Source organism: Faecalibacterium sp. IP-3-29, assembly GCF_023347335.1.
GTDB lineage: Bacteria > Bacillota > Clostridia > Oscillospirales > Ruminococcaceae > Faecalibacterium > Faecalibacterium duncaniae.
In genome coordinates this window covers 1,088,447-1,105,420 of record NZ_CP094471.1, presented here as the reverse complement: position 1 = coordinate 1,105,420, position 16,974 = coordinate 1,088,447, and the positions used below count along the sequence as shown (strand labels likewise).

At 59.9% G+C, this 16,974-nt stretch carries 17 protein-coding genes; 7 read left to right on the top strand and 10 right to left on the bottom strand.

All coding sequences use genetic code 11. The annotated features are described in order from the left end of the window. Positions 1–134: 134 nt before the first annotated feature. The 5 genes from MTP40_RS05275 to MTP40_RS14475 all read left to right on the top strand — a co-directional run bounded on the left by MTP40_RS05275 (position 135) and on the right by MTP40_RS14475 (position 5,383). On the top strand, positions 135–1,991 hold the full coding sequence (locus MTP40_RS05275; RefSeq protein ID WP_156068869.1) for a glycoside hydrolase family 13 protein: 1,857 nt from the start codon (positions 135–137) through the stop codon (positions 1,989–1,991). 149 nt (positions 1,992–2,140) lie between these two features. Further along, positions 2,141–2,590, top strand: coding sequence for an NfeD family protein (locus tag MTP40_RS05270; RefSeq protein WP_005932324.1), 450 nt, complete (start codon positions 2,141–2,143; stop codon positions 2,588–2,590). Positions 2,591–2,606: 16 nt separating this feature from the next. After that, positions 2,607–3,512: an SPFH domain-containing protein gene (locus MTP40_RS05265; protein ID WP_005932322.1), complete on the top strand. Its 906-nt coding sequence runs from the start codon at positions 2,607–2,609 to the stop codon at positions 3,510–3,512. A gap of 3 nt (positions 3,513–3,515) precedes the next feature. Then, positions 3,516–3,998 (top strand): YhcH/YjgK/YiaL family protein, encoded by a 483-nt coding sequence (locus MTP40_RS05260; protein WP_097772370.1) that lies wholly within the window; start codon positions 3,516–3,518, stop codon positions 3,996–3,998. A 239-nt stretch (positions 3,999–4,237) separates the two neighbouring features. After that, positions 4,238–5,383, top strand: coding sequence for a GNAT family N-acetyltransferase (locus MTP40_RS14475; RefSeq protein ID WP_330220933.1), 1,146 nt, complete (start codon positions 4,238–4,240; stop codon positions 5,381–5,383). A 164-nt stretch (positions 5,384–5,547) separates the two neighbouring features. Here MTP40_RS14475 and mgtE read toward each other — a convergent pair whose 3' ends face one another. The 6 genes from mgtE to acpP form a co-directional block, all read right to left on the bottom strand. After that, entirely contained in the window at positions 5,548–6,927 is a 1,380-nt protein-coding gene (gene mgtE, locus MTP40_RS05245; protein WP_442900442.1) for a magnesium transporter, read from the bottom strand. 299 nt (positions 6,928–7,226) lie between these two features. Continuing rightward, complete coding sequence (locus tag MTP40_RS05240; RefSeq protein WP_249259949.1) at positions 7,227–7,877, bottom strand: ABC-2 transporter permease; 651 nt, start codon at positions 7,875–7,877, stop codon at positions 7,227–7,229. Further along, entirely contained in the window at positions 7,874–8,716 is an 843-nt protein-coding gene (locus MTP40_RS05235; RefSeq protein ID WP_249259948.1) for an ABC transporter ATP-binding protein, read from the bottom strand. Before MTP40_RS05235 ends, MTP40_RS05240 begins: the two co-directional genes overlap by 4 nt. A 3-nt stretch (positions 8,717–8,719) precedes the next feature. After that, complete coding sequence (locus MTP40_RS05230; RefSeq protein ID WP_005932304.1) at positions 8,720–9,091, bottom strand: GntR family transcriptional regulator; 372 nt, start codon at positions 9,089–9,091, stop codon at positions 8,720–8,722. Positions 9,092–9,235: 144 nt separating this feature from the next. Then, complete coding sequence (proS, locus tag MTP40_RS05225; RefSeq protein WP_005932298.1) at positions 9,236–10,675, bottom strand: proline--tRNA ligase; 1,440 nt, start codon at positions 10,673–10,675, stop codon at positions 9,236–9,238. Positions 10,676–10,808: 133 nt separating this feature from the next. Further along, on the bottom strand, positions 10,809–11,042 hold the full coding sequence (acpP, locus tag MTP40_RS05220) for an acyl carrier protein (protein ID WP_005932296.1): 234 nt from the start codon (positions 11,040–11,042) through the stop codon (positions 10,809–10,811). A 287-nt stretch (positions 11,043–11,329) separates the two neighbouring features. Between acpP and dapF the strand changes: the two genes are divergently transcribed. Then, positions 11,330–12,169: a diaminopimelate epimerase gene (gene dapF, locus MTP40_RS05215; RefSeq protein WP_117477291.1), complete on the top strand. Its 840-nt coding sequence runs from the start codon at positions 11,330–11,332 to the stop codon at positions 12,167–12,169. A 176-nt stretch (positions 12,170–12,345) separates the two neighbouring features. After that, the gene (locus MTP40_RS05210; RefSeq protein ID WP_249259947.1) at positions 12,346–13,533 is read left to right on the top strand and encodes an LL-diaminopimelate aminotransferase; all 1,188 of its coding nucleotides are present in this window, start codon (positions 12,346–12,348) and stop codon (positions 13,531–13,533) included. A gap of 55 nt (positions 13,534–13,588) precedes the next feature. On the opposite strand, the gene MTP40_RS05205 is transcribed toward MTP40_RS05210, so the two are convergent. The 4 genes from MTP40_RS05205 to MTP40_RS05190 all read right to left on the bottom strand — a co-directional run bounded on the left by MTP40_RS05205 (position 13,589) and on the right by MTP40_RS05190 (position 16,973). Continuing rightward, positions 13,589–13,717: an oxaloacetate decarboxylase gene (locus tag MTP40_RS05205; RefSeq protein WP_097770616.1), complete on the bottom strand. Its 129-nt coding sequence runs from the start codon at positions 13,715–13,717 to the stop codon at positions 13,589–13,591. A gap of 13 nt (positions 13,718–13,730) precedes the next feature. After that, positions 13,731–14,861, bottom strand: a complete 1,131-nt coding sequence (locus MTP40_RS05200) for a sodium ion-translocating decarboxylase subunit beta (protein WP_097770615.1) — start codon at positions 14,859–14,861, stop codon at positions 13,731–13,733. Positions 14,862–15,106: 245 nt separating this feature from the next. After that, positions 15,107–15,994: an aldose 1-epimerase family protein gene (locus tag MTP40_RS05195; RefSeq protein ID WP_249259946.1), complete on the bottom strand. Its 888-nt coding sequence runs from the start codon at positions 15,992–15,994 to the stop codon at positions 15,107–15,109. A 16-nt stretch (positions 15,995–16,010) separates the two neighbouring features. Further along, positions 16,011–16,973: a D-2-hydroxyacid dehydrogenase gene (locus MTP40_RS05190; RefSeq protein ID WP_249259945.1), complete on the bottom strand. Its 963-nt coding sequence runs from the start codon at positions 16,971–16,973 to the stop codon at positions 16,011–16,013. Position 16,974: the final 1 nt, after the last annotated feature.

The window sequence follows — 16,974 nt, the reverse complement described above, 5'->3', positions numbered from 1 at the left end:
ACCGTTCTGCCAAGGCCTCCCCTACTAGGGGAGGTGGCAATGCGAAGCATTGACGGAAGGGTTCAGCATAAATATATCTCTGCCCCGGAGCCATTACGGAACCGGGGCTTTTTTTGAGAAAGGAACGACCCCACTTGTCTTGTCTGTTCAACAGTTTTGACCCCTATTTCAAGCAGCCCTTTGGTGCGGTGCGCGCCGGGCAGACTGTCCGGCTGTCGCTCTGCATCCCCGAGGAGCTGGGCTATGTAGACCCGCACCTTGTCCTGAAAAAAGAGGGCAAGTTCGATGTTCCCGTCTACTACCGGATGAACTTCGATGGCCAGACCCCCAGGCAGAACCACTTTTCTGTGGAAGTGCCTCTGAATGACCCGGGCCTCTACTTCTATTACTTCGACCTCTACACCGACTTCCGCCGCATCGTGCGCGGCCCCGACAACTGCGGCGTGATCAGCTGGCAGGATGGCGAAAGCTGGCAGATCACGGTCTATGAGCAGGACTTTGAGACCCCTGAAAGCATCAAGGGCAAGGTGTTCTATCAGATCTTCCCGGACCGCTTCTGCGAAGGCGTGGAGAACAAGCCCATGCCCTTTGCCGACCGCATCTATCAGGCCGACAAGCACGCCGAGCCCTTCTGGCAGCCCAACGAGGTAGGTGGTCACCTGAATGAGGATTATTTCGGCGGTGACCTCAAGGGCATCCAGCAAAAGCTCCCTTACCTGCACGAGATGGGGGTGGATTTCATCTACCTCAACCCCATCTTTGAGGCCCACTCCAACCACCGCTACAACACCGCCGACTACCTGAATGTGGACCCCCTGCTGGGCACCAACGAGGATTTTGAGGCACTGTGCACCGCCGCCAAAAAATACGGCATCGGCATTGTGCTGGACGGCGTGTTCAGCCACACCGGCTCCGACAGCCGCTACTTCAACCGCGAGGGCCGCTATGGTGAGGGCGGCGCGTACCGGGACCCCAACTCCCCTTACCGCTGCTGGTACGATTTCGGCCCCCAGTACAAGGACGGCTACCGCAGCTGGTGGGGCTTTGAGACCCTGCCCGAGGTCGACGAGGAGACCCCCTCCTATGTGGAGTTCATCACCGGCCCGGGCGGTGTCATCGACACCTGGCTGCGGCGCGGCGCGGCAGGCTTCCGGCTGGATGTAGCCGATGAGCTGCCCGACGAATTCATTGAGAAGGTGCGCGCCGCCGTCAAGCGGGTCAGCCCCGAAAAGTTCCTGCTGGGCGAGGTGTGGGAGGATGCCACCACCAAGTTCGGCTTCAATAAGCGCCGCACCTATCTGCTGGGCAAGGGCCTGGACAGCGTGATGAACTACCCCTTCAAGAACGCCGTGCTGGATTTCGTCAAGGGCAAGCCCGCCGAGCAGGCCATGACGGAGATCCTGACCATCTGCGAACACTACCCTGCCCCGGCCATGGACACCGCCCTGAACTTCCTCTCCACCCACGACACCGAGCGTGCCCTGACCGTGATCGCTGACGAGCCCGCCAATGGCCGGGGCCGCGCGTGGCAGAGCGGCCGCTGTGTGACCGGCGATGCCTACGAGGAGGGCCTGCTCCGCCTGCGGATGGCCTACGCCATCATCTACACCCTGCCGGGTGTGCCCTGCCTGTACTACGGCGACGAGATTGCCATGCAGGGCTACCGGGACCCCTTCAACCGGGCTTTCTTCCGGTGGGATGCCCACGAGCAGCGCCTGCGCCCCGTGCTGGCACAGCTGGCACAGCTCCGCCACACCTGCGAGGCTTTCCGCACCGGCCAGCTGCGGGTCCTGCGTGCCGAGGACGGCATCCTGCACTACCAGCGGGTGGGCAAGGTGGAGACCGCGGAGATCATCGTCAACCGCACCGAGCATATCATCGTGGAGACCCTTGCCAGCGGCAAGAGCACCGAGGTGAATCCCATGGGCTTCACCATCGTGGTGGAAGAGGTGGGGCATAACCCGAACCACAGCTACTATGATTATGTATAAGGAAACGGATTAAACCTCTCCGTCATCTTCGCTGACGCGGCGAAGCCTGCGACTGAGAGGTTGAACAGAGCAGCACTCGCCCTTAAATAACAACATATTGTCATTTCCACGCCTTTGTTATATAATAAACGAAGAAGGAGGGATGTTCGATGTCCATTGACCCCATTTTCTGGCTCCTTGCCGCCGTCGGTTTCCTGGCGCTGGAGGGCATGACCTTCAGCATGGTATCCGTCTGGTTTGCGGCAGGCAGCGCGGCAGCCCTGCTCTGCTGCCTGTTCACCCACTCGTTCCGGGTGCAGGCGGTGGTGTTCATTGCGGTCAGCGCGGTCTGTCTGCTGGCATTCAAGCCGCTGGCCAAACGGCTGCACAAGCAGCCCACCCCCACCAACGGTGACCGCGCCCTTGGCCGGGAGGCCCGGGTATTGACCCCCGTTTCTGCCCAGCAGACGGGCCGGGTGCGGCTGGATGGCGTGGACTGGAGCGCCCGCTGCGCCACCCCCGGCGATACCCTGACCCCCGGGCAGGCCTGCCGGGTCACCGAGATCCACAGCACCCTGCTCATCGTGGAACCCATCCTGACCGAATCCATCAACCACTAAAAAAAGGAGCGTCTCTATGCCTATCATGCTGTTCGTGATCCTCGCGCTCATCTTTGTCATCCTGCTCATCGTCGTCACCAACATCGTCATCGTGCCTCAGTCCATGGTGTACGTTGTGGAGCGTCTGGGCAGCTACTCCGACACCTGGTCGGCCGGCCTGCATGTCAAGATCCCGTTCATTGAGCGGATCGCCAAAAAGGTCAGCCTGAAGGAGCAGGTCGCGGACTTTCCTCCCCAGCCTGTGATCACCCGCGATAACGTCACCATGCAGATCGACACCGTGGTGTTCTTCCAGGTCATGGATGCCAAGCTCTACACCTACGGTGTCAACCAGCCCATCGCAGCCATCGAGAGCCTTTCCGCCACCACCCTGCGCAACATCATCGGTGAGATGGAGCTGGATCACACCCTGACCAGCCGCGATGTCATCAACGGCAAGATCACGGCCATCCTCGATGAAGCCACCGACAAGTGGGGCATCAAGGTCAACCGCGTGGAGGTCAAGAACATCATCCCGCCGCGCGAGATCCAGGAAGCCATGGAGAAGCAGATGAAGGCAGAGCGCGAAAAGCGCGCCGTCATCCTGAAGGCCGACGGTGAGAAGCAGGCCGCCATCACCGCCGCCGAGGGCGAAAAGGAAGCCGCCATCCTCCGTGCCGATGCCGTCAAACAACAGCGCATTCTCGAAGCTGAGGGCGAGGCGCAGGCCATTCTCGCGGTGCAGAAGGCCAACGCCGATGCCATCCGCCTGCTGAACGAGGCCATGCCCAACGACAAGGTGCTGGCTCTGCGCAGCCTGGAAGCACTGGCCAAGGTCGCCAACGGCAAAGCCACCAAGATCATCATCCCGTCGGAGCTGCAAAATCTGGGCGGCGTTGTGCCCAGCATCAAGGAGCTTCTGACCGACCCGAAAGAGGACTGATCCATGATCTACGATACCCTGAACAATCTCCCCAACTATCTGGGCCTGTGCAGCAGTCTGGACAGCGTCATCGAGTTCATCATGGCGCGGGATATCAACAACCTGCCCGCCGGGCGCACCCACATCGATGGTGACAAGGCTGTGGTCATGGTGAGCACCGTGACCCCGCAGGCCAGCGACAAGGCCCCCTTTGTCCGGCACGACAACCACCTGACCCTTGAGACCGACCTCGAGGGCAGCGAGCTGTTTGAAGTGTCCCTGGGCGAGTTCAGCCCCACCCGGCCCGCTGACGAAGCCGCTGATACCACCGTGGGCACCGCCGGCACCAGCATTGCCGGAATGCTCTGCGAGGGCCGCTTTGCCCTCTATCTGGCCGGGGAGCCGTACAAATCCGGCTTGAAGGCCCAGGGCTGCGGCAAGCTGAAAAAGGCCGTGTTCACCATGGAGCTGGACCCGGACGAGGAAGACGAGACTGATGCCGAATAATTCCTGAAAGCACGAACTCCACGCAGCGTAGGTTGCGTGGAGTTTTTTTGTATGGTAAGCTGGCAGCAACAAACCCCACCGTCATCCCTGCGGGATGCCACCGCCCCTAGTAGGGGCGGCCCTGCGGGGCTGGGCAGCACACCCGGAGAAGCAGGAGCTTACGGTTTTGCCAATGGCCCCCCTATTAGCGGGGGCTGTCTGCGAAGCAGACTGGGGGGTTATTCAGGAGGGTTATTACTATGAACACATACGTCACAGGCAGCACCATCCGGCAGCTGCGGGAAGCCAAGGGCTTGACCCAGGCAGAGCTTGCCGGAACGCTTTCTGTCAGCGCCAAGACCATTTCCAAGTGGGAGACCGCCAAGGGTCTGCCCGATATCTCCCTGCTGGAACCGCTGGCTGCGGCTCTGGGGGTCAGCGTGCTGGAGCTGATGCAGGGAGAACCCATCATCAACCGGAACCGGGCAGCCAACCTGCTGCGAAGCAAGCTCTACGTCTGCCCTCTCTGCGGCAATGTGCTCCACGCCACCGGACAGGCCGTGGTGAGCTGCTGCGGCATCACCCTGCCTGCGCTGGACATCGCCGAAGCCGAGGATGCCGACGAGCATCATCAGCTGACCGTGGAGCGGGTGGAGGACGAGCTCTTCGTCACCCTGCACCACCCCATGGAGAAAAACCATTACATCTCGTTTCTGGCCTACCTCACCGGCGATAAGCTGCAGCTGGTCAAGCTCTACCCCGAGGGAGATGCCTCTGCCCGCTTCTCCCTGCGGGGCGCAGGTGTGCTTTACTTCTACTGCAACTGCCACGGCCTGATGAAGGCTCCGGATTTCCGCACCGCCACCCGGCGCACCTCACCCCAGAAGATCCACCTGCGGGAGCCGGATGAGGGCGACCGGGAACAGGTAATGGCCTACCGGGAAGAATTTCTGGCCATCAACTCCCGGATGGACGGCACCTCGGCTCTGGACAAATATGCCGACTTCGATGCCTGGCTGGCCCAACTCCGCAAGCTGAAAAACCCGGCCACAACCCCCGCCGGTCTCGTGCCCGCCACGGAGTATCTGGCTCTGGATGAGCACGAGCATCTGGTGGGCATGACCAACCTGCGCCACCGGCTCAACGATTACCTGCTGACCTACGGCGGGCACATCGGGTACAGCGTCCGCCCCTCGGAGCGGCAGAACGGCTACGCCACCCAGATGCTTCGCCTGACGCTGGAAAAGGCAAAAGAACGAGGCATCGAAAAGGTGCGCATCTGCTGCGACCATTACAACGTTGCCTCAGCAAAGACCATCCGCGCCAACGGCGGCGTGCTGGAGGATGAGCAGTTCGATTCCTCCGATGGAACGCTGACACAGCGGTATTGGATACAGAATAAGTAAAAAGAGGCTGTTGCCAAACTCCTTCCGTCATCGCTCACGCGATGCCACCTCCCTCAATGAGGGAGGCTTTCACAGATTGCCATTACGTCAAGGCTCCCTCCAAGAGGGAGCTGGCGCGGCGAAGCCGTGACTGAGGGAGTTGTCGGCAGCAGCCTTTCTCTATTTCAGCCCAAATGGAACATATCGATCAGCACCACGGCGGCCAGGCCATAGTAGACCACCACAGCCACCAGATCATTGATGGTGGTGATGAGTGGACCGGAAGCCACGGCGGGGTCGATGTGGATCTTATGGAACAGCATGGGGATGACCGTGCCCACCAGGCTGGAGATCACCATGGCCACGACCAGAGATACGCCCACACAGCCCGAGAGCAGGAAGGCTTCACCCCAGGCGTAAGCCTTGAAGAAGTGGATGTAGCAGCCCAGGAAGCCCAGCGCCAGTACGGCCAGCAGTGCACCGTTGGTCAGGCCCACCCGCATTTCCTTCCAGAGCAGCTGGAGTTTTTTGGCAGTGGTCAGGTTCTCGTCCACCAGCACACGGATGGTCACAGCCAGCGACTGGGTGCCCACATTGCCGGCCATATCCAGCACCATGGACTGGAAGCAGATGACGATGGGCAGCACCGCCACCACCGATTCAAACGCCCCCACCACCGAGGACACCAGCATCCCGAGGAACAGCAGGGCGATCAGCCAGGGCAGGCGCTTTTTCACACTCTGGAACACACCCTCGTTCAGGTCCTCTTCACTGGTCAAGCCGCCGAGTTTTGCGTAATCATCGCCCATCTCGTCGTCCACCAGCTCGACCACATCCGCCGAGGTGATGATGCCCAGCAGCTTCCCGCTGTCGTTCAGGACAGGGAGCGAGCGCTCGGCATAGTCCACGATGCGGTCGATGCAGTCGCTGATCTTCTCGTGGTCGGTGACGTAGGGGTAGGAGCGTGCGATCAGCTTTTCCAGGCGCTCCTCCGCACGGGCCACAATGAGGTCTTTCAGGTCGATGGCACCATAAAAGTGCCCGTTCTCATCCACCACATACAGGGTGGAGATGTTATCGTTCTCGCCTGCCTGCTTCACCAGCTCACTCATGGCCTGCCGGATGGTCATATCCCTGCGGATGCAGATGTAGTTGGTGGTCATGCAGCTGCCAATCTCGTCCTCGTGATAGGAGAGCAACAGCTTCACATCATCGGCGGCATCCTTGTCCAGCTGGTGGACGATCTTTGCCTTATCGTCCTCTTCCAGGTCATCCAGAGCATCTACGGCATCGTCCGAATCCATGTGGGAGATGACCCGGGCGGCCCGCTCGGGGTCCAGCTCCTTCAGGTAAGGCTCTGCATCGTCCAGATAGGAGAAGATCTCTGCCACCGTATCCACACCCAGTGCGGTGTACACCTTCTGGCGCTCCTCCGGTGTCAGGGCCGTCAGGGCATCGGCCAGGTCATTTTCATGGTAATCGGACAGCTTTTCAGCCAGCTCTGCCTGGGGCAGACCGCTGTGGATGATGTCCAGAATCTCCTGCACATAATTTTTCTTCTGCATGGTTTGGTCCCTCCGTTTCCCGTTTCCGGGCATAAAAAATACACCGCATCGGTCTGGTTACAACTCCTGCGGTGTACAAAGGGCATGCAGTTCAGGATGCGGCTAACACGTTTGCACGGCCCGCATCGCAGGAGAAGCGTTGTTTGGGGTGATCCGTATGGTCACTGGACATGGAAACAAACTCCTCCTTGGTGTAAGATTTTTCTTTCAGCCCCGTTATCATACTACGCCGGGCCGGATTTTTCAACCCCTTTTACAGTTTTTTTACCGGATTATTGCTATATTGCACAAAGAAGAGCTTACTTCTTATACTTTCCATACCATGCCACCGACACCCGCCAGGACACGGCATACAGGGCCAGTACCGCCAGCAGAAGCACTGCGGCCAGCCAGAGGGGCACAGGCAGCGGCCCACTTCCCGGGCCGTTCTGCTGCAGTTCATCCATCACGGCACCGCCGCCGCCCAGCAGGGCACCCAGTCCGGCAAAGGTCAGGACGTAGATCATGCGGGCTTTTTCGGCCCCAAAGCGGTACAGCAGCGGCAGGGAAATACCGTTGATCAGCAGGATGGCACACACACTGCCCGCCAGCAGGGACAGCACATCCTTGTCCGGGGCCGTTCCGGTGCGCAGAGGGATCACCGTTACGAACAGTCCTCCGATCACAACAGCCGCAGCAGCGCAGAACAGACCAATGAGGTACTTTTCCGCCACCAGCGTCTTTTTGCTCACCGGAAGCGTCCGGCCATACTCCACCCAACCGACACTCTGGTCGTAGGCAAGCAGGTTTATCGGCAAGATGCCCAGAAAAACGGCCGCATAACTCACCGGGAACACATAGGCGCTCGATGTGCTGAACACCCAGATCACCAGCACAAATGCAACCGTCAGGTACATGGCTTTCATACTGGTTCTGACCTGATACCAATCCTTCAACAGCAAGCCTTTCATCGTGCGTTCTCCCCTTTCACCATCAACACAAACAGTTCTTCGATGCTCACCGGTGTCAGGGTGCTGCCCGCCGGGACAAGTTCCCTCTTCACCAGTGCCTCGGCTCCGTAGGCTGTCACCCGACGGCTGACGATGGCGTTCTTGTCCAGCTCCTCCAATTGCCCGGCGGTGCCGTGCCAGAGGGCGTACTCCTCCCGCAGGGTATCTTTGTCCTCACAGAGAAGCAATTTTCCCTTGTGCAGAAAAGCAATGGTATCGCAGAGCTTTTCCAAATCGCTGACGATGTGAGACGAGATCAAAATCGCGTGATCCTCGTCCCGCACAAAGTCCAGCAGCAGATCGATGAGCTCATCCCGCACCACCGGGTCCAAGCCGCTGGTGGCTTCGTCCAACAACAGCAGCTTGGGGTGATGAGAAAGTGCCACGGCAAGGCACTGCTTCATCTTCATGCCGGTGGAGTAGTCACCGTACTTCTTGTTCTCCGGAAGGTCAAAGCGGCGGCACCAGTCGGCGTAGGCGGCGGCATCCCAATTGGGATAGATGCCCGCCATCACTTTACCCACCTGCGGCGCGGTCAGGCAGGTAGGGATGCCCTCGCCGCCCAGCACCACGCCGATATCGGCCTTGGCAAGCGGAGTAATTTCCTCCTGCCCGAACAGCTTCACGGTACCTGCCTCCCGGTCGATCATGTCCAGGATCAGCTTAATGGTCGTGCTCTTGCCCGCGCCGTTCTCACCGATCAGCCCGCAGACTGTGCCGCCGGGCAGTTCGAGATCAATGGGCCCCAGCGCAAAATCCGGGTAGTGCTTTTCAAGGCCGTGCAGTTCTAATGCGTTCATGGTTCATTCCTCCCACAGCAATTCCAACATTTCGGTCAGTTCCTGTTTGGTCAGCCCGCAGGGAGCCGCCAGCCGGACGGCTTCCGTCAGGTGTGCTTCGATTTTTTTCAGGTTTTCTTCCCGGAGCAGCTCGGTGTTTTTCGCCGCCACGAAAAAGCCCTTGGCGGGCACCGCATACAAAAAACCCTCCTGTTCCAGCTCATCGTAGGCCCGCTTTGTGGTGATAACGCTGATGCGCAGATCCCGCGCCAGCCCCCGGATGGACGGCATAGCTTCCTCCGGCTGCAGTTCCCCGCTCAAAATCTGGTTCTTGATCTGGGTGTAGAGCTGCTCGTAGATGGGTGCGCCGCTCTTGTTATCGATGAAGAGATTCATGTCTGCCGCCTCCGTTGCATCTGTATATTTACAGTATATACAGTAGATACATGGTTGTCAATAGGCAGATACAAAAAAACAGCTTTCCCGTTTGAACGGGAAAGCTGCTTTTTTCATCGGATCATTCTCTGACTGTGGAGCGGCTTAGTAGGCCACGCCCCAGTAGACCATCTTGCTGGCGGGCTTGCCGCAGCAGGGGCAGACATCGCTGATGTGCTCCTGCTCAAAGGGCATGCAGCGGCTGGACAGGCCAGCCTCTTCCTTCATCTTCATCTCGCAGGCCAGGTCGCCGCACCACATGGTCTTGATGTAGCCGGTGTTGGCCTTGGCCAGCTCCTTGACTTCCTCCATGGTGGTGGCTGCCCAGGTGCGCTTCTCGCGGTTGGCGAGGGCACGCTCGTACAGGTCCTTGCGCAGGGCCTCCAGCTGGGCCGGGATCGCGGTCTCCAGCTCATCCAGGCTCACGAAGATTTTTTCACGGGTGTCGCGGCGGACCAGCACGCACTGGTTCTTTTCCAGATCCTTGGGGCCGATCTCCAGGCGCAGGGGAACGCCCTTCATCTCCCACTGGGAGAACTTCCAGCCGGGGGCGTTGTCGCTGTCGTCCAGCTTGACGCGGGCATACTTGCTGATCTTCTCAGCCAGCTCGGCGGCCTTCTCGGAAACGCCGGGCTTGTGGGCGGCGATGGGCACGACCACGACCTGGATGGGAGCCACTGCCGGGGGCAGGATCAGGCCGTCGTCATCGCCGTGGGTCATAATGATGGCACCTACCAGACGGGTGGAAACGCCCCAGCTGGTCTGGAACGGGTGATGCAGCTGGTTGTCGCGGCCGGTAAAGGTCACGTCGTAAGCCTTGCTGAACTTATCGCCGAAGTAATGGCTGGTGCCGCTCTGCAGGGCCTTGCCGTCCTTCATCATGGCTTCGATGGTATAGGTAGCCTCGGCACCGGCAAACTTCTCCTTATCGGTCTTGCGGCCCTTGACAACAGGGATGGCCAGATCCTGCTCGCAGACATCCGCGTAGCAGTTCAGCTGCTGCTGGGTCTCGGCCTCGGCCTCGGCGGCAGTCTCGTGGATGGTGTGGCCTTCCTGCCACCAGAACTCACGGCTGCGCAGGAAGGGACGGGTGGTCTTTTCCCAGCGCACCACGCTGCACCACTGGTTGTACTTCATGGGCAGCTCACGGTAGCTGTGCAGCACGCGGGACCAGTGGTCACAGAACATGGTCTCGCTGGTGGGACGCACCGCCAGGCGCTCTTCCAGCTTGTCGGAGCCGCCCATCGTGACCCATGCCACCTCCGGCGCGAAGCCATTGACCAGCTCGCCTTCCTTCTGCAGCAGGCTCTCGGGGATCAGCACGGGCATGGCCACGTTCTCGTGGCCGGTTGCCTTGAACCGGGCATCCATGTCCTTCTGGATCAGCTCCCAGATGGCCTGACCATAGGGGCGCAGGATGATGAAGCCCTTGACACTGGAGTACTCCACCAGCTCTGCCTTGACGCAGATGTCGGTGTACCACTGTGCAAAGTTTTCTTCCTGGCTGGTGATCGCCTGCACAAGCTTCTTGTTGTCTTTTGCCATTTTGTTATATCCTCCTAAGCCGTGCGCCAAACGCCTGTGTTCCAGCCGTTCCGCACGAGCTCATATTAAAAGCCCCGCTGCAGCGCCGCCGTGTGCAGCGCTGCGGGTGCGGGGCCTTTTTGCAAAGCTGTTATCAGCCCTTGTGGCTGTCCACAAATTCCACCACGTCGCCCACGGTGCGCAGATTCTCGATGGCATCGTCCGGCACTTCAATGCCAAACTCATCCTCCAGCGTCATCACCATGTCCACGATATCCAGGCTGTCGGCCTCGAAATCACTCATAATGTCGCTCTCCATCGTGATCTTAGCAGGGTCAATATCCAGCTGCTCTGCCAGCAGTGCACGGATCTTTTCAAAAGTATCCATCGTCGCGGTCTCCTTTTGTCAATGATTCTTTCTTCTCTGCCTGCACGCCCTCTCCGGCGCGCAAAAGCACTCTCTCTTTTTATATCCCATGGGCCGTATCTTGTCAAGCCCTGTTTTGCATTCCGGCCCTTTACGGGCAGAAAAAACCGATGAAAATTGCACAAAGCCCTCTTTTTTGCTTGACAGAAGCCCGTTTGATTCTTATGATTATATGTGACGAACCAAGCCTCTCAGCCATGCTGCATCAGCATGGCCGCAGAGATCCCGCCTGTAAAGGAGAATGCTCCATGAAATTGTCATTTACCAAGATGCAGGGCTGTGCCAATGATTACATCTATCTGGACTGCCGTGCATCCGGTGTGCCCGCAGACATTGCCGCACTTGCACAGCGGCTCTCTGCCCGGCATTTTTCCGTGGGTGCGGACGGCATCATCTGCATCTGCGCCCCTGTGACCCCCGGGGCCGATGGCCGGATGCGCATCTTCAACGCGGACGGCAGCGAGGCCCAGATGTGCGGCAATGGCGTGCGCTGTGTGGCCGAGTGGCTCTACACCCACGGGGTGGAAAAGCCTGTCCTGACCATCGACACCAACAGCGGTGTCAAGCGCATCACCCGGCAGGGCGCACAGCTGTGGCAGGTGGAGATGGGCGCTTACAGCACCCTGCCGGCTGACCTGCCTGCCATCCACATGGGCGAAGGCCCACTGGTGGATCAGCCGCTCACCGTAGAGGGAAAAGTGTGGAAGGTGACCTGCATCAGCGTGGGCAACCCCCACTGCGTGACCGTGGTGGAGGATGTGGACAGCCTGAAGCTGGAAGCCATCGGCCCGGCGTTCGAGCATCACGCCAACTTCCCGGAGCGCATCAACACCGAATTCGTGCAGGTGGTGGATGCCGCCCACCTGAAGATGCGGGTGTGGGAACGCGGCAGCGGCGAGACCTGGGCCTGCGGCACCGGCACCTGCGCCACCGTGGCGGCTCTGACCGAGCTGGGCATCTGCCCCGCCGGGCAGGATATCCATGTGCAGCTGCGCGGCGGTGAGCTGGTCATCCGGGTGCTGCCCGGCAGGCAGCTGCTGATGACCGGCAGCGCTGTCACGGTGTACGAGGGAGTTGCGGAAGTTTAACATCCTCGCCCTCTCCGTCATTGCTTTGCAATGCCACCTCTCCCAAAGGGAGAGGCAATTGCGGCTCAACGGTCAGCTTCTGCTGGCGTAGACGCTGCATCGGCTCTCCCTTTGGGAGAGCTGGACGCGAAGCGGCCTGAGAGGGCGGGCAATCTTATAAAGTGAGGGAACAACTTATGAAAATGAATCATCATTACGGCGAGCTGAAGGCAAGCTACCTGTTCGTGGACATTGCCCACAAGGTGGCCGCCTATCAGGAAGCACACCCCGAAAAGGAGATCATCCGCCTGGGCATCGGCGATGTGACCCAGCCTCTGGCAAAGTGCGTGGTCACCGCCATGCAGGATGCCGCCGCTGAGATGGGCACCAAGGAGGGCTTCCACGGCTACGGCCCCGAGCAGGGCTATCCGTTCCTGAAGCAGGCCATTCAGGGCTACTACGCAGGCCGCGGCACCCAGCTGGCTGAGGACGAGATCTTTATCTCCGACGGTGCCAAGAGCGACCTGGCCAACGTGCTGGGCCTGTTTGATGTGGACAACACCGTTCTGGTCCCGGACCCCGTTTACCCCACCTATGTGGACGACAACGTGACCGACGGCCGCAAGATCATTTACGGCCGCACCAGCCAGGAGAACGGCTTCCTGGGGATGCCCGATGACAGTGTGAAGGCTGACATCATCTACATCTGCAGCCCCAACAACCCCACCGGTGCCGCCTACACCCGCGAGCAGCTCAAGGCCTGGGTGGACTACGCCAAAAAGAACAACGCCGTTATCCTGTACGATGCCGCCTACGAGTGCTTCATCACCGATCCCGCTCTGGCACGCAGCATCTTTGAGGTGGAGGGTGCCCGCGAGTGCGCCATTGAGATCTGCTCCTTCTCCAAGATCGCAGGCTTCACCGGCACCCGCTGCGGCTACACCATCGTGCCCCACGAGCTGGAGCGCGAGGGCATGAACCTGAACAAGCTGTGGCTGCGCCGCCAGACCACCAAGTTCAACGGCGTGCCCTATGTCGTTCAGCGCGCTGCTGCCGCCGTGTTCACCGAGAGCGGCATGGCTGAGATCCAGGCCAACCTCGATTACTACCGCCAGAACGCCAAGGTCATTGCTGACGCGCTGGATGCCTGCGGCGTGTGGTACTGCGGCGGCAAGAACAGCCCCTACATCTGGCTGCGCTGCCCCGGCGGCATGAAGAGCTGGGAGTTCTTCGACTGGCTGCTGGAGAACTGCGGCGTGGTCGGCACCCCGGGTGTCGGATTTGGCGAGTGCGGCGAGGGTTACTTCCGCCTGACCGCCTTTGGCGATGCCGAAAAGACCAAGGTCGCCGCCCAGCGCATCAAGGCCGCCATCCAGACTCTGTAATCTTACACAAGCAAAAAGGCGATGCAGTTTTGAACAGCTGCATCGCCTTTTTCTTTTATTTCCGGCCCGTCAGCCGGTTGAGCAGCATCACTGCCAGAACAATGATACCGATGACAAGGATGATGCCGACCATCCCGATCAGCATCATCGGCAGCGTGGTCATCCACGAAGTAAGATGAAGCATGCGATCACCTCCGTTAAGCCATCAGGGTCAGGATCAGGCCGCCTGCAATGACGGACGCGATCTGTCCCGAAACGTTGACGCTGATGGAATACATCAGCAGGAAATTCTGGTTGTCCTCTTCCAGGCCCATCTTGTTGACCACACGGCCGCTCATGGGGAAGGCCGAGATGCCGGCCGCACCGATCATGGGATTCAGCTTTTTGCCCTCCGGCCGGAAAAGGTTCAGCAGCTTTGCAAACAGTACGCCGCCTGCCGTATCAAAGACGAAGGCCACCAGACCCAGTGCAAGGATCAGCAGGGTGTCGGGCCGCACGAACTTGTCGGCGGTCATCTGCCCGGCAACGGTCAGGCCCAGCACGATGGTGATGAGGTTTGCCAGCACATTCTGGGCGGTTTCGCTCAGCGCATTCAGCACCCCGCACTCCCGCAGCAGGTTGCCGAACATCAAAAAGCCCACCAGCGCCACACTGGCCGGAGCCACCATGCCTGCAATGATCGTGACCACGATGGGAAACAGGATCTTGGTCAGCTGGGAAACACTGCCCTTTTCATAGGACATCCGAATGCGGCGCTCCTTCTGCGTGGTCAGCAGCCGGATCACGGGCGGCTGCACGATGGGCACCAGCGCCATGTAGCTGTAGGCTGCCACCATGATGGCACCGAGGTACTGGGAGTTGAGCGTATTGGCCACGAAAATGGCGGTAGGGCCGTCTGCCGCACCGATGACAGCGATGGAGGCAGCATCCTTCAGGTCAAAGAAGAAGCCCGCAAGAAACAGGGTGAAAAAGATGCCGAACTGGGCCGCCGCGCCAAAGAGCATCAGCCACGGCTTTTCCAGCAGCGGGCCAAAATCGATCATGGCACCGATGCCTATGAAGAGCAGCAGCGGGAACAGCTCGTTGGACATGCCCGCTTCAAACAATGCAGAGATCGGGCCGACCGTATCCCCCTGCGTGATGGCACCCGAGAGAGGCAGGTTGACCAGAATGGCACCAAAGCCCATGGGCAGCAGCAGGCTCGGCTCCATCTTTTTGGCGATGGCAAGGTAGATGAGCAGCGCACCGATGCCCCACATCACCACCATCTGCCAGGTCAGATTCCCAAAATTGGAAAAGAGACTGGCGAATGTGTTCAGAAGATCCATATTTATTTTTCCTCCTTGTGTTCCGGTGCCGGGCAAGAAAAAAGAGACCCCTGCCACAGCACTCTGTCTGTGACAAAAGTCTCAAGCCAACACATGACATCGGGCATTTCTGCCGTGATGACGCTGCCATGCAGCACCCCGCAGGCCCTGCGGAATGCCCTTTACTCCCTTTTATCGATTCTAATTAAATCAGAATGCAGTCCCCTCTGTCAAGGGGTTCCTGCATTTCTTTGCCAAACTTTGCTTCAGCGCTCAAACGTTGTGCTGAGGGTGGTCTCCCAGGTCTGGCCGGGGGCAAGGCAGGCGGCAGCGGCGCGCCGGCTCCACTCCTGGGTATCGGTCTGGGCACCGGGCAGGGAGTGCCACGGCTCAATGCAGACAAAGCGCACAGGCTTTGCCGGAGCCGACCAGATGAGGGTATAGGGGTAGCCCTCCACATTACAGACGATTCCCTTGCCGGTGTCCTTCTCGTAGATGCCCAGCGTGCGGCTGCGCAGACCGGCCATGCAAAAGCTGTCGTTTTCAAACAGATCGTCTGTCAGGGGGATGCTCTGCTCGTTCTTCCACCGGTAACCGCACTTGCCGGTCAGCAGACCGTTGGGGTAAGCGTCCAGGATCATCGGGCTCTCCGGCTGGTCGAAGCGGAACTCGTAATCGGTGGTGGTGTGCTTGTCATCAAAGGGGATGCGGAACGCCGGGTGGTAGCCGATGCCGAACCGCAGCTCCTCGGCGGCATCGGCGGGGTTGGTGACGGTCAGGGTGTGGTGCACCGTCCTGCCCTCCAGCTGGAAGGTGCTGGTCAGAACAAAATCAAAGGGGAAGCGCTCTGCCTTGCTCTTTTCATCCGAGCGCAGCTCCAGCCGGATGGTGTCGCCCTCGGCGCAGAGCAGGGTGTGCTCCACATCCCGGGCAAAGCCGTGCTGACCGCCGGGGTAGGTCTTGCCCTTATGGGTAAAGGCCCCGCCGGTCAGCTTGCCCGTCCAGGGGAAAAGGATGGGAGCGTGGCGCTTCCAGACAGCCGGGTCGGCCTGCCAGAGCATCTCCTGCCCGGCGGCATTTTTCAGGCTGACTGCTTCGGCACCATGGGTATCCACGGTCAGGGTCAGGAATTCGTTGTGAATGGTTGCCTGCATGATTCATCTCTCCTTTTTATCTGTTGACGATGTGCTCGCCGTTTCCTTCCAGCCAGGTGCGCAGGTTCCGGGTGGTAATGTCCATCAGGTTCTGCAAAGCCTCCCGGGTCGTCCACGCAATGTGCGGTGTGAGGATAGCGTGGGGTTCTGCCCGCAGGGGACTTTCCTGGGGCAGAGGCTCGGCGACAAAGGCATCGGCCCCGTAAAAGCCCAGCTGACCGCTGTGGAGAGCCGCTGCCACGGCCTCCTCATCCACCAGTGCGCCCCGGGCCGTGTTGAGCAGAATGGCCCCGGGCTTCATCTTCGCCAGCGCCTCCGCGTTGACAAGGCCCCGGGTCTGGGGCGTGGCCGGGCAGTGCAGGCTGAGGATATCGCACCGCCTCAGCAGGGTATCATAATCCACAAACTCCACACCGTCAGCGGCGTATTCGGGCCGGACGGTGCGGGTGCAGACCAGCACCTCCATGCCAAAGGCTCTGGCAATGCGGGCCGACTGCCGCCCGATGCTGCCATAGCCGTAAACGCCATAGGTCTTGCCGTAGAGCTCCATCTGGGGCAGCAGGCCGATGCTCTCCGGGATATCCAGCTGCCAGCATCCCTGCTTGACGGCACGGTTGTAGCGCTCCGCGCACTGGCAGATGGCCAGCAGCAGGCTGAAGGTCATCTGGGCCACGCTGTAGGTAGAATAGCCCGGCACATTGGCCACTGCAACGCCGTGGCGGCGGCAAGCTTCCAGATCCAGGTTGTCGGTGCCCGTGGCAATGATGCCCACCCATTTCAGGTTCGGGCACTGCTGTAAGATCTCCTCATCCATGCGGCACTTGTTCAGCAGAACGATGTCCGCATCTCCAATGCGGGGGGCGATTTCCTCGTAGGCCGTGCGGACATAGCTGGTAGTATCGGGCACCAGCGCCTTTACCCCCGACCAGTCGAGGTCGCCTTCCTCCATGACATAGCTTTCCAGAATGACAGCTTTCATC

Coding starts and splice junctions, on each gene's coding strand:
- MTP40_RS05270 (WP_005932324.1), top strand. CDS start 2,141: ATGTCCATTGACCCCATTTTCTGGCTCCTTGCCGCCGTCGGTTTCCTG.
- MTP40_RS05200 (WP_097770615.1), bottom strand. CDS start 14,861: ATGGATCTTCTGAACACATTCGCCAGTCTCTTTTCCAATTTTGGGAAT.
- MTP40_RS05235 (WP_249259948.1), bottom strand. CDS start 8,716: ATGAACGCATTAGAACTGCACGGCCTTGAAAAGCACTACCCGGATTTT.
- MTP40_RS05265 (WP_005932322.1), top strand. CDS start 2,607: ATGCCTATCATGCTGTTCGTGATCCTCGCGCTCATCTTTGTCATCCTG.
- MTP40_RS14475 (WP_330220933.1), top strand. CDS start 4,238: ATGAACACATACGTCACAGGCAGCACCATCCGGCAGCTGCGGGAAGCC.
- MTP40_RS05190 (WP_249259945.1), bottom strand. CDS start 16,973: ATGAAAGCTGTCATTCTGGAAAGCTATGTCATGGAGGAAGGCGACCTC.
- mgtE (WP_442900442.1), bottom strand. CDS start 6,927: ATGCAGAAGAAAAATTATGTGCAGGAGATTCTGGACATCATCCACAGC.
- MTP40_RS05230 (WP_005932304.1), bottom strand. CDS start 9,091: ATGAATCTCTTCATCGATAACAAGAGCGGCGCACCCATCTACGAGCAG.
- MTP40_RS05195 (WP_249259946.1), bottom strand. CDS start 15,994: ATGCAGGCAACCATTCACAACGAATTCCTGACCCTGACCGTGGATACC.
- MTP40_RS05260 (WP_097772370.1), top strand. CDS start 3,516: ATGATCTACGATACCCTGAACAATCTCCCCAACTATCTGGGCCTGTGC.
- MTP40_RS05240 (WP_249259949.1), bottom strand. CDS start 7,877: ATGAAAGGCTTGCTGTTGAAGGATTGGTATCAGGTCAGAACCAGTATG.
- MTP40_RS05210 (WP_249259947.1), top strand. CDS start 12,346: ATGAAAATGAATCATCATTACGGCGAGCTGAAGGCAAGCTACCTGTTC.
- proS (WP_005932298.1), bottom strand. CDS start 10,675: ATGGCAAAAGACAACAAGAAGCTTGTGCAGGCGATCACCAGCCAGGAA.
- acpP (WP_005932296.1), bottom strand. CDS start 11,042: ATGGATACTTTTGAAAAGATCCGTGCACTGCTGGCAGAGCAGCTGGAT.
- dapF (WP_117477291.1), top strand. CDS start 11,330: ATGAAATTGTCATTTACCAAGATGCAGGGCTGTGCCAATGATTACATC.
- MTP40_RS05205 (WP_097770616.1), bottom strand. CDS start 13,717: ATGCTTCATCTTACTTCGTGGATGACCACGCTGCCGATGATGCTGATC.